Source organism: Streptomyces sp. NPDC058751 (assembly GCF_042746485.1).
Classification (GTDB): domain Bacteria; phylum Actinomycetota; class Actinomycetes; order Streptomycetales; family Streptomycetaceae; genus Streptomyces.
In genome coordinates, this window is the sequence record NZ_JBHYPZ010000011.1 from 62,410 (window position 1) to 73,980 (window position 11,571).

The following is an 11,571-nucleotide window of genomic DNA, read 5'->3' on the forward strand; positions in this document are numbered from 1 at the left end:
CCGTGACACCGACCATCGCCCCCCGCTTCAGGACCTTCCTGCTGCTGTTCCTCGCGGTCACCGGAGCACTCCTGGCGGGTGCCGCGCCCGCCTCCGCGCACGCCGCGCTGACCGGGAGCAACCCGACGCAGGGATCGGTGGTCGACAAGGCACCCGACCAGGTCTCGCTCACCTTCTCCGAACAGGTCTCGCTGAACGACGGCTCGCTCCAGGTGCTCGACCCCCGGGGCGAGCGGGTCGACACCGGCGGCGCGAGCGACCTGGGCGGCGACACCTACGGCCTGAAGCTGCGCCCGGGGCTGCCCGACGGCACGTACACCGTCACCTACCAGGTGGTGTCGGCGGACAGCCACCCCGTCTCCGGGGCCTTCACCTTCTCCGTCGGCGCCCCCTCGCAGACCTCCGTCGCGCTGTCCGGCCAGGCGGCGGGCGGCGGACCGGTGGGCTTCCTCTACGACACCGCGCGCTACCTGTCGTACGCCGGATTCATCCTGCTCGTCGGCGGCGCCGCCTTCGTACTGGCCTGCTGGCAGCGCGGCTCGGGCGTCCGGCCGGTGCAGCGGCTCGTGGTCTGCGGATGGCTCACGCTCACCGCCTCCACCCTCGCCCTGCTGCTCCTGCGCGGTTCCTACGTCGGGTCCGGCAAGGTCGGCGACATCTTCGACCTGACCCTGCTCGGCGAGGTGCTCCAGACCAAGTCGGGCGCCGCCCTGGTGTCGAGGCTGCTGCTGATCGCCGCGGCGGCGCTGTTCATCGCGGTGCTGTTCGGCGCGTACGCCCGACGCGACGGGGACGAACGCCCGGCCGGAGCGGACACCGGCGGCGGCGAACCGGCCGAAGCCACCGACACCGACACCGACACCACGAACGCCCGCACCACGGACGCCGAGGAGGCGGACGCCGAAGCCGGGTACCTGGCCGCGGAGAAGAACGACCTCACCTTCGGGCTCGCCGTCGGCGGCGCGGTCGTCACGGCCGGCCTCGCCGCGACCTGGGCCATGGCCGAACACGCCTCGACCGGCGTCCAGCCGGGCATCGCGATGCCCCTCGACGTCCTGCACCTGCTCGCCGTCGCCGTCTGGCTCGGTGGTCTGTCGACGCTGGCCGTGGCGCTGTTCCGGGCCCCTGCGGACACACCCGTCGAGGCGGCGGCCGTCCGCCGGTTCTCCCGTCTCGCGTTCGGCTCCGTCCTCGTCCTGGTCACGACCGGGATCTACCAGTCGTGGCGGCAGCTCGGCTCCTGGTCGGCGCTCACCGACACCTCGTACGGACGGCTGCTGCTCGTCAAGGTCGGCCTGGTGGCCCTCCTCGTGGGCATCGCGTGGATCTCGCGGCGCTGGACGGCCCGGCTCGCCGGGACGACGGCCCCCGAGGCGGCCGTCGTCGTGGAGCAGCGCTCCGAACTCAGGACCCCCGCCACCGTCCCCGCCGACTCCCGGCGCGCCGCCCAGCTCGCCCGGCAGCAGGCCGCCATGGACTCCACCCGCGAGAAGCGGGTCCGCGACGCCGACCCGCACCGCTCGGGCCTGCGGCGCTCGGTGCTCGCCGAGGCGGGGGTCGCGGTCGTCCTGCTCGCGGTCACGACCGCGCTGACGGCCACCGAGCCGGGACGCACGGCGGAGGCGGCCCGGCAGGCCACCGCGTCCGCCGCGCAGCGCTCCGGGCCGCTGTCCCTGAAGTTGCCGTTCGACACGGGCGGCGAGGACGGCAAGGGCACGGTGGAGATCACCCTCGACCCGGCCCGGGTCGGCGGCAACCAGATGCACGTCTTCGTGTTCCGGCCGAACGGCAAGGCCTTCGACGTCCCCGAGGTGAAGGTCGCCTTCACCCTCACCGCGAAGAACATCGGCCCGCTGCCCGTGACTCCCGACCGGGTCGCCACCGGGCACTGGGCGGCGAGCGGGGTGCAGATCCCGCTGGCGGGCGACTGGAAGATCGCGGTGACCGTGCGCACCTCCGACATCGACCAGGCCACCGTGAACAAGAACGCGCAGATCGGCTGAACCTGACCATGCCTGACCAGTCCACACCGGGGACCACCGCCTCTTCCGCCCGGAAAGCTCCGTCCCCCGAGGCGTCGCCCTCCGACGCCGCACCGCGGAACGACGCTCCGCAGGGGGTCATGTCACGGCGCCGGCTGCTCGGCACCGCCGGCGCCACCGGGCTCGCGCTCGGAACGGCGGGTGCCGCCGTGGGGTACGCGGCGGCACCCTCCCCGGCGAAGGCCGTCCCGCTGACCTCCGTCGGCGCGGACATGGCGATGTTTCACGGGAAACATCAGCCGGGCATCACCACCGCCCTCCACGCCTGCGGCCACCTCGTCGCCTTCGACCTGACGGCGGGCGCGGGCCGCAGGGAGGCCGCGGCACTGCTGCGCCGCTGGTCGGTGACGGCTCGGCGGCTGATGGCGGGCGAGGCCGCGGGCCACGAGGACACGGACATCGCCCGTGACGCCGGCCCGTCGTCCCTCACCGTCACCTTCGGTTTCGGACACAGCTTCTTCGCGCGTACGGGCCTGGAGAAGCAGCGGCCGGTCGCCCTGGATCCCCTGCCCGACTTCTCCTCCGACCGCCTCGACAAGGCGCGCAGCGACGGCGATCTGTGGGTGCAGATCGGAGCGAACGACGCCCTCGTCGCCTTCCACGCCCTGCGCGCGATCCAGAAGGACGCCGGCGCCGCGGCACGTGTGCGCTGGCAGATGAACGGCTTCAACCGCTCGCCGGGCGCCACCGCCGAGCCGATGAGTGCCCGCAACCTGATGGGCCAGATCGACGGCACCCGCAATCCCAAGCCCGGCGAGCCCGACTTCGACGGACGGGTCTTCGTCCCCGCCTCCGGCACCCCGGAGTGGATGGCGAACGGCTCCTACGCCGTCGTACGCCGTATCCGCATGCTGCTCGACGACTGGGAGAAGCTCTCGGGCAAGGCCCAGGAGGACGTCATCGGGCGGAAGAAGTCCGACGGGGCACCGCTCAGCGGCGGCACGGAGACCACCGCGATGGACCTGGAGAAGACCGACGCCGACGGCAACCTGGTCGTGCCGGTCAACGCGCACGCCCGCATCACCCGGCCCGACCAGAACGGCGGCGCCGCGATGCTGCGCCGTCCGTTCTCCTTCCACGACGGCATCGGTGCCGACGGGACGCCCGACGCCGGTCTGCTCTTCGTGTGCTGGCAGGCCGATCCCGTGCGCGGTTTCGTCCCCGTCCAGCGCAAGCTCGACCGCGGCGACGCGCTCTCGGCGTACGTCCGCCACGAGTCGAGCGGCCTCTTCGCGGTGCCGGGCGGCGCGGCGGAGGGGGAGTACGTGGGGCAGCGGCTGCTGGAGGGATGACGGGGGCGTCCCGTCCGTGCCATGCCGTTCCGTCCGTGCGACGGCGGGCGATACCGGGCTCCATACCGCAGTACCGGGCTCCGTACCGGGCTCGCTCGCGGCGGGCCGCGGGCGTCCGACGCGTCCGGCGCGGCCCATTAGGGTGACGGTATGTCGGCGACGCGCTACACCTATCTCGGCCCCGAGGGTACGTTCACCGAGGCCGCCCTTCGCACGCTCCCCGAGGCCGCGACACGGGAGCTGGTCCCCATGGTGTCCGTCCCGGCCGCGCTCGACGCGGTACGCGGCGGCCAGGCCGCGGGCGCGCTCGTCCCGATCGAGAACTCCGTCGAGGGCGGTGTCACCGCCACCCTGGACGAGCTCGCCAAGGGCGACCCGCTGATGATCTACCGCGAGGTCGTGCTGCCGATCGCGTTCGCCCTGCTGGTCAGGCCCGGCACGGCGCTGAAGGACGTCAAGACGGTCACCGGACACCCGGTCGCCCAGCCCCAGGTGCGCAACTGGCTGGCCGCCCATCTGCCGGACGCCGTCTGGGAGTCGGCGGCCTCGAACGCGGACGGCGCCCGGCTGGTGCAGGAAGGCCGTTTCGACGCGGCCTTCGCGGGCGAGTTCGCCGCGGCCACGTACGGCCTCGAACCGCTGGTGACCGAGATCCACGACGCGGCGAACGCCGAGACCCGCTTCGTCCTGGTCGGCCGCCCCGCCCGGCCCGCCGCGCCGACCGGCGCCGACAAGACGTCCGTGGTCATCTGGCTCGGCGACGACCACCCCGGAGCGCTGCTCGAACTGCTCCAGGAATTCGCCGTGCGCGGCGTCAACCTGATGCGGATCGAATCCCGCCCGACCGGACAGGGCATCGGCAATTACTGCTTCTCGGTCGACGCCGAGGGCCACATCACCGACCGCCGGGTGGGCGAGGCGCTGATGGGCCTCAAGCGGATCTGTCCCCAGGTGCGCTTTCTCGGTTCCTATCCGCGGGCCGGTGTCGCCCTGGAGGACGTACGGCCGTTGCGGCCCGGTACGTCGGACGACGAGTTCTCCGCGGCCTCGGACTGGCTGGCGCGCTGCGCCGACGGCCGGTTCTGAGCGGCGGATCCACAGCCGTCCGAGCGTTCCCCTCGGGCCCGCCTGCCGATTTCCACTGTCCACAGGGTTATCCACAGGGGTGCTTCTCGACCTGGGGACAAGTCGACAACGAAGCATTACATCGTCGACAAATCGGCTACTCGACCCAAGTCCGTCCACACCCTCGTACGTCCCTCTTCGTCTACCCTTTTCCATCGATCAACCCGATGGAGCGAATCATTTACACCCGAAAGTGGCTGTCCAGAGGGTTTGGACCGCGAATTCCACGGCCACCGGAAGGGTATCGGAACGATCAATTCCAACATCCACAGATCATCCACACACCCTGTGGATAACTCTCGGGAACCGTCACACCCTGTGGACAACCCATCCCGCAAGTCCCGCCGCCCACAAGGAAGTCCGGTCAATCACCGAAGCGCCGTCTGCCCCGTTCCGGGGAGTAGGCCCCTTTTCCTTGACGCGACGCGGACACGGCTCGGACGCGACTCGGCGATCAAGGGGTTCGATCCGACATTTCACTCATAACCGGACAGCCGTCACGCTCTGGAATATCGGGTCGTTGGCCGGAAGTCCGCACCGGTAGCCTTGAGGGGTGATTGACCTTCGCCTGCTCCGTGAGGACCCCGACCGTGTTCGCGCCTCCCAGCGCGCCCGTGGAGAGGACGTCGCGCTCGTCGACTCCCTCCTCTCCGCCGACGAGCGGCGCAGGTCGTCCGGCGTCCGCTTCGACGAGCTGCGTTCCGAGCAGAAGTCGCTCGGCAAGCTGATCCCCAAGGCCACCCCGGACGAGCGTGCCGAGCTGCTGAAGAAGGCCGAGCAGCTCAAGACCGACGTCAAGGCCGCCGAGGCCGACCAGAACGAGGCGGACGAGGAGACCAAGCGGCTCCTCCTCCAGCTCGGCAACCTGGTGCACCCCGACGTCCCGGTCGGCGGCGAGGAGGACTTCGTCGTCCTGGAGACGCACGGGACCATCCGCGACTTCGGCGCCGAGGGCTTCGAGCCCAAGGACCACCTGGAGCTCGGCGAGGCCCTGGGTGCCATCGACGTCGAGCGCGGCGCCAAGGTGTCCGGCTCGCGCTTCTACTACCTGACCGGTGTCGGCGCGCTCCTGGAGCTCGCCCTCGTCAACGCGGCGATCGCGCAGGCCACCGAGGCCGGCTTCACTCCGATGCTGACCCCGGCCCTGGTCCGCCCGCGTGCCATGGAGGGCACCGGCTTCCTCGGCCAGGCCGCGGAGAACGTGTACCACCTGGAGAAGGACGACTACTACCTGGTCGGCACCTCCGAGGTCCCCCTCGCGGCGTACCACATGGACGAGATCCTCGACGCCGGCAAGCTGCCCATGCGCTACGCCGGCTTCTCGCCGTGCTTCCGCCGCGAGGCCGGCACGTACGGCAAGGACACCCGCGGCATCTTCCGCGTGCACCAGTTCGACAAGGTCGAGATGTTCTCGTACGTGGCTCCCGAGGACGCCGAGAACGAGCACCGGCGGCTCCTGGAGTGGGAGAAGCAGTGGCTGACCGGCCTCGAACTGCCCTTCCAGGTGATCGACGTGGCCAGCGGCGACCTGGGGTCCTCGGCCTCCCGCAAGTTCGACTGCGAGGCGTGGATCCCGACCCAGGGCAAGTACCGCGAGCTGACCTCGGCCTCGAACTGCGACGGTTTCCAGGCCCGCCGCCTGTCGGTCCGCATGCGCGACGGCAAGAAGGTCCAGCCGCTCGCGACGCTGAACGGCACGCTGTGCGCCGTCCCGCGCACCATCGTGGCGATCCTGGAGAACCACCAGCTCGCCGACGGTTCGGTGCGGGTTCCCGAGCTGCTGCGTCCGTACCTGGGCGGCCGTGAGGTTCTGGAGCCGATCTCCAAGTGACCAGCACCGCCGGTTCGCCGGGAGCGTCCGGGTCCACCGGGCCGGGGACGTTCCCGTACAAGCTCGTCGCGACCGATCTCGACGGGACGCTGCTGCGTTCCGACGAGACGGTCTCGCCGCGCACACGTGACGCGCTCGCCGCGGCGACCGAACAGGGCGCCGCCCACATCGTGGTCACCGGGCGCGCGGTGCCCTGGACGCGGCACATCCTCGACGAACTCGGCTATCAGGGTCTCGCGGTCTGCGGTCAGGGCGCGCAGGTCTACCACGCGGGAGAGCACCGGCTGCTCACCTCGGTGACGCTGGACCGGCAGCTCGCCGGTCTCGCGCTCGCCAAGATCGAGGCGGAGGTCGGACCGCTGCTGCTGGCCGCGAGCCGCGACGGGCTCGACGGCGAGGTGCTGGTGGGTCCCGGCTACCGCAGGCTGGAGGGCGCGCTGCCGGTCGTCGCGATCAAGGACGCGGCGGACCTGTGGTCGGCGCCTCTGAACAAGCTGTACGTCCAGCACCCGACGCTTTCCGACGACGAGCTCGCGGCCGTGGCCCTGAAGGTCGCGGGCGGACTCGTCGGCGTCACGATGGCGGGTCCGGGGATCGTCGAGCTGCTCCCGCTCGGTCTGTCCAAGGCGACGGGACTGTCTCTGGCGGCCCGGCGCCTGGGCGTCAGGTCCGCGGACACCATCGCCTTCGGCGACATGCCGAACGACCTCCCGATGTTCGCCTGGGCGGCCCACGGGGTGGCCATGGCCAACGCCCACGCCGACCTCAAGGCGATCGCGGACGAGGTGACGTCCTCGAACGAGGAGGACGGGATCGCGGTCGTGCTGGAGCGGTTGCTGACGCGTCCGTAGTGATGTGATGACCCGAGCCGGCCGCCGCAGCCCGCCTGCGGCGGCCTCGCTGTGGGTGCCTCCGCCTTCGGCGACCGGCGTCATCGCGACGGGCGACCGGCGGCCTTGCCTACGGTGGTCAGCGGCAGCGGCAGCGGCAGCGGCAGCGGCAGCGGCAGCGGCAGCGGCAGCGGCAGCGGCAGCGGCAGCGGCAGCGGCAGCGGATGGGAACGGGAACGTCGTGCGGAGGATGCGCGGATCGAACGCGCGCGGGGCTTCACCCCCGACCACGGCTTAGCAAGCCGGTGCCTTTCCACTCGGCCAATCCTCCGGGTGGGCGGCCCGCGCATGACGCGCGCTCGAAGCGGCCGCCCCGGGCAACTCCCCTGCGAGCGGGTTCGACGGAGGGGTAACTACTCCGGAACCCGCCGGGGGCTGCCCTGTCGGGAGCTCGACGAACTGCTCCTGATGAACATCGTCGCGCTCCTCTCCCGGTGTGCGGCGCCGGCTCGACGCGGCGGCGTGAACACAACCACTGTGCCCGTGAGCCGACTTGGGCGCCACTGAATTAAAGGGCGCACCCCGGGAGCCCGCCTGCGGCACCGTCCGCGCCGACGCCCCCGCCCGACGGACGAAGAACGAGAAGAGGGCTCCCGCGCGCGGTGCCCGTGACGGACACCACGCGCGGGAGCCCGCACGGAATTCCTCTCTCACTCCTCGCCGGCCAGCGTCAGCGACCGCAGCCGCTGCCCCGCGTACCAGGTGGCGAGGGCGGTGACCACGACCAGCAGGACCGTCGCGGTCGGCAGGCTCACGTCCGAGGTGACGATGTCGCCGCCGGTCACCTTGTGGGCCACGGCGAGCGCCCACTGCTGGACGCTGAGCGTGCGCGCGCCGGACACCAGGGAACCGAACAGGGCTTCCCAGACGAGCGCGTAGACGAGGCCGAAGACCACCGCGTGCCGGGTCACGGTCCCGAGGAGCAGGAACATCGCGGCGTAGGCGATCGAGGCGACCAGGGCGGCCACGGTGTAGGCGACGGCGATCTGCTGGCCGTTGCCGTTCAGGATCATGCCCGCGACGAAGGTCGGCACCGCCGAGAAGGCCATGGTGACGGCGATCGCGACGATCAGCTTGGTGAAGATGATCGTGGGCCGCTTCAGGGGCTTGGCCAGCAGGTACACCACCGAGCCGTCGTCGATCTCGGGTCCGATCGCTCCCGTGCCCGCGATGACGCCGATGATCGGCACCATGGTGGCGAGGGCGAACCCCCCGAGCAGGTCCGAGGCCACCTGGTCGTCGGCTCCGGAGAAGCCCCGGACGGCCGCGGAGATCACGATGAGCAGGACGGGCAGGACGCCGAGGATGAGGGCCCGCCGGCGGCCGAGCAGGCCCCGGTAGGTGAGCCGGGCGACTGTGGGGTCGTACATCTTCGGCCTCCTACGCCGCGACGAGATACGAGAAGACGGATTCCAGCGACTCGTCGGACGGCGACACCGTCAGCAGCCGGATGCCGTGCTCGCGCGCGACCTTCGGCAGCAGGGCGGTGAACCGGCCGAAGTCGACGGCCTGGATGCGCAGCGCGCCCTCGGCGAGGTCGACCTCGATGCCGGAGGTCGACGGGTCGGCGATGAGCGCGGCGGCGAGTGCCCGGTCGTCGCTGGAGCGGACCAGGTAGCGGTGCGGGCGGTCGGTCATCAGCCGGCGGATGCGCCGGAAGTCGCCGCTCGCCGCGTGCCGCCCGGCGACGATCACCTCGATGTGGGCGGCGAGCTGCTCCACCTCTTCGAGGATGTGGGACGAGAAGAGCACGGTGCGGCCCTCGTCGCCCATGCGGCGCAGCAGGTCCATGAGCTGCATGCGCTGGCGCGGGTCCATGCCGTTGAACGGCTCGTCGAGCAGTAGCAGCGACGGGTCGTGGACCAGCGCGGACGCCATCTTCACGCGCTGCCGCATGCCCTTGGAGTACGTGGAGATCTTGCGGTCCTGCGCGTACTCCATCTCGACGGTGGCCAGTGCCCGGTCGGCCGCCTTCGCGCCGAGGCCGTGCAGTTCGGCGTTGGCGAGGACGAACTCGCGTCCGGTGAGGAAGTCGTACATCGCCTCGCGCTCGGGGACGATGCCGATGTGCCGGTAGATGTCCTCGTTGCGCCAGGTCGGCTTGCCGTCGAGGGTGACGGTGCCCGTGGAGGGGGCGAGGAAGCCGCCCATCATGTTGATGAGGGTGGACTTCCCGGCTCCGTTCGGGCCGAGCAGTCCGGTGACACCGGGGCCGATGGTCATCGTGATGTCGTTGACCGCCACAACGTTGCCGAACCAGCGCGATACGTGGTCGATGCTGAGCGTGGTCACAGTCCGGCCTTTCGGTAGCGGCGCATCAGGAGGCCGTAGCAGCCGGCGATGAGACCCAGGACGACGACGAGGTAGACGACGCCCTGCGCGGACGAGGGGCCCACCTCTCCGGGGAAGGCGGAGGAGGCGCCGAGGAAGGCCGTCTGGACTCCGTCGATGAGCGTGATCGGCGAGAAGAGCCCGATCCAGGGGACGGCTCCGCTGCTGGACCGCTCGAAGGCGATGGCCTGGACGGTGGAGACCGCTCCGTAGGAGATGGTCAGGGCGGCGATGACGGCCGCGATGCCGAAGCCGCGGCGCGGGGTGATCGCCGAGATGACCAGGGCGATGCCCGCGAAAAGCAGGGACAGCAGGGCCACGGAGGCCAGTCCCTGTCCGAAGCCCTTGGACTGGTCGGCGAAGTCGAGCTTGGCCAGCAGCGCGCCCACGTAGAGCACGATCAGCGGGGCGGCCGTGAGGACGAACAGGGCGGAGGCCAGGGCCGCGTACTTGGCGCGCACGTAGTCGGCGGTCTCGATGGGGCGCGAGAAGTACAGCGGGACGGTCTTGAAACGCAGGTCCCGGGAGACCGCCTGGGGGCCCTGCGAGGCGACGTACAGGCCGATGACCGCCTGCATGATCACCGCGTAGCGCGTGTAGTCGACGGGCAGGTCCTTCGCCTTGGTGGCGACCGCGACGGCGACCATGATCAGCGCGGGGACGCACATCACCACGAAGAGCAGCATGGGCAGGACCTTGGACTTGACCGAGCGGCCGAGTCCGTAGGCGCCGCGCAGGGACTGCGAGTAGAGGGAGCGGCGGGCGTAGGCGCGGCCGAGACGCGGGCCGTCGTAGTCGCGGTAGCCGATGTTGTGGATACGGGTCTGCTCACCCGGGTGGGTGACGGGGTGCTCAACCGCCATGGCCGACCGCCTCCTTCCGCTGGTCGTCGCTGTCGCTGAAGACCTCGGCGATGTGGTGCCTGCGCTGTTCCATGCGGACCAGGCCGAGGCCGAGGTCGGCGACCACGTCGCGGACGACGTCGTAGGTGTCCTCGCTCTCGGTGGTGAGCAGCAGGATGTGCCCGGCGCCGGGCAGTCCGCCGCCGTCGTGGGTCTCGATCCCGCGCGCGCTGAGCACCTCGCGCACGGCGCTCGTGCCGTCCGGGTGCTCGTCGCTGTCGGTGACCTCGATGGCGAGTGTCGTGGTGGTCTTGGTGAAGTCCGTGGTGGAGCTGGAGCGCAGCAGCTTGCCGCCGTCGACGACCACGACGTGGTCGCAGGTGCGTTCCAGTTCGCCGAGCAGGTGCGAGGTGACCAGGACCGAGATGCCGAAGTCCGTGTGGATGCGGCGGATCAGTCCGAGCATGTCGTCGCGGCCGACCGGGTCGAGACCGTTGGTCGGCTCGTCCAGGAAGACCAGCTGGGGATCGTGGACGAGGGCCTGCGCGAGTTTGACGCGCTGCTTCATGCCCGTGGAGTAGCCGCCGATGGGGCGGTAGCGCTCCTCGTACAGACCGACGTGGCGCAGGGTGTCGGCGGTCCGCTCGCGGGCCGCGGCCGGCGGCAGCCCGGACATCCGCGCCATGTGGACGACGAACTCGGTGGCCGAGACGTCGGGCGGCAGGCAGTCGTGCTCGGGCATGTACCCGACCCGCTCGCGGATGGCGGCGCCCTCGGTGGCGACGTCGAGGCCCAGCACGTGGGCGCGGCCCTCGGTGGCGGGGGACAGACCCAGCAGGATCTTGATCAGTGTGGACTTGCCGGCTCCGTTGGCCCCGACGAGTCCGGTCACACCAGGCCCGACGTCCACGGAGAGCCGGTCGAGCGCGGTCACCCGGGGGTACCGCTTGCTCAGGCTTTCGGTCGCGATGACAGTCACGTTTCGACGGTAGTGGCGCGGGGCACGGCGGTCGTCAGCCCACGGAGGTGGATCCGAGTCACTCTCCAGTCGTACGGGCCCGTAGGGGTCACCCTCAGGTACGGCTGCCGGGCGCCGGCAAGTCCCGCCGACCGGTCCCGCCGGGCGCCGGCCGGTCGTCCACAGGCCGCCCGGGTCTATTGACGCAGCCTCTAACAACTGTCACATTCGCCAGTGTCACGTTACGGACACGTACCGCG

At 71.1% G+C, this 11,571-nt stretch carries 10 protein-coding genes and 1 tRNA gene; 5 read left to right on the top strand and 6 right to left on the bottom strand.

The annotated features are described in order from the left end of the window. Positions 1–2: 2 nt before the first annotated feature. From ACFW6B_RS13060 to ACFW6B_RS13080, 5 genes are all read left to right on the top strand, one after another. The gene (locus ACFW6B_RS13060) at positions 3–2,003 is read left to right on the top strand and encodes a copper resistance CopC/CopD family protein (RefSeq protein ID WP_386595131.1); all 2,001 of its coding nucleotides are present in this window, start codon (positions 3–5) and stop codon (positions 2,001–2,003) included. Positions 2,004–2,011: 8 nt separating this feature from the next. Continuing rightward, positions 2,012–3,334: an iron uptake transporter deferrochelatase/peroxidase subunit gene (gene efeB / locus ACFW6B_RS13065; RefSeq protein WP_386595133.1), complete on the top strand. Its 1,323-nt coding sequence runs from the start codon at positions 2,012–2,014 to the stop codon at positions 3,332–3,334. Between the two features lie 150 nt (positions 3,335–3,484). Further along, a complete protein-coding gene (pheA, locus tag ACFW6B_RS13070; RefSeq protein WP_386595135.1) occupies positions 3,485–4,420 on the top strand; it encodes a prephenate dehydratase in 936 nt (311 codons plus the stop codon). Between the two features lie 592 nt (positions 4,421–5,012). After that, entirely contained in the window at positions 5,013–6,290 is a 1,278-nt protein-coding gene (gene serS / locus ACFW6B_RS13075) for a serine--tRNA ligase (RefSeq protein ID WP_386595136.1), read from the top strand. Further along, positions 6,287–7,141 (top strand): HAD family hydrolase, encoded by an 855-nt coding sequence (locus ACFW6B_RS13080; RefSeq protein ID WP_386595138.1) that lies wholly within the window; start codon positions 6,287–6,289, stop codon positions 7,139–7,141. Before serS ends, ACFW6B_RS13080 begins: the two co-directional genes overlap by 4 nt. 80 nt (positions 7,142–7,221) lie before the next feature. On the opposite strand, the gene ACFW6B_RS13085 is transcribed toward ACFW6B_RS13080, so the two are convergent. The 6 genes from ACFW6B_RS13085 to ACFW6B_RS13110 form a co-directional block, all read right to left on the bottom strand. Beyond that, a complete protein-coding gene (locus ACFW6B_RS13085) occupies positions 7,222–7,401 on the bottom strand; it encodes a hypothetical protein (RefSeq protein ID WP_386595140.1) in 180 nt (59 codons plus the stop codon). Continuing rightward, positions 7,365–7,451, bottom strand: a tRNA-Ser gene (locus ACFW6B_RS13090). Before ACFW6B_RS13090 ends, ACFW6B_RS13085 begins: the two co-directional genes overlap by 37 nt. 379 nt (positions 7,452–7,830) lie before the next feature. After that, positions 7,831–8,550, bottom strand: a complete 720-nt coding sequence (locus ACFW6B_RS13095; RefSeq protein WP_386595142.1) for an ABC transporter permease — start codon at positions 8,548–8,550, stop codon at positions 7,831–7,833. Between the two features lie 10 nt (positions 8,551–8,560). Then, positions 8,561–9,472 (bottom strand): ABC transporter ATP-binding protein, encoded by a 912-nt coding sequence (locus ACFW6B_RS13100; protein ID WP_386595144.1) that lies wholly within the window; start codon positions 9,470–9,472, stop codon positions 8,561–8,563. After that, positions 9,469–10,374: an ABC transporter permease gene (locus ACFW6B_RS13105; RefSeq protein ID WP_386595146.1), complete on the bottom strand. Its 906-nt coding sequence runs from the start codon at positions 10,372–10,374 to the stop codon at positions 9,469–9,471. Before ACFW6B_RS13105 ends, ACFW6B_RS13100 begins: the two co-directional genes overlap by 4 nt. Continuing rightward, positions 10,364–11,332, bottom strand: coding sequence for an ABC transporter ATP-binding protein (locus ACFW6B_RS13110; protein WP_386595148.1), 969 nt, complete (start codon positions 11,330–11,332; stop codon positions 10,364–10,366). Before ACFW6B_RS13110 ends, ACFW6B_RS13105 begins: the two co-directional genes overlap by 11 nt. Positions 11,333–11,571: the final 239 nt, after the last annotated feature.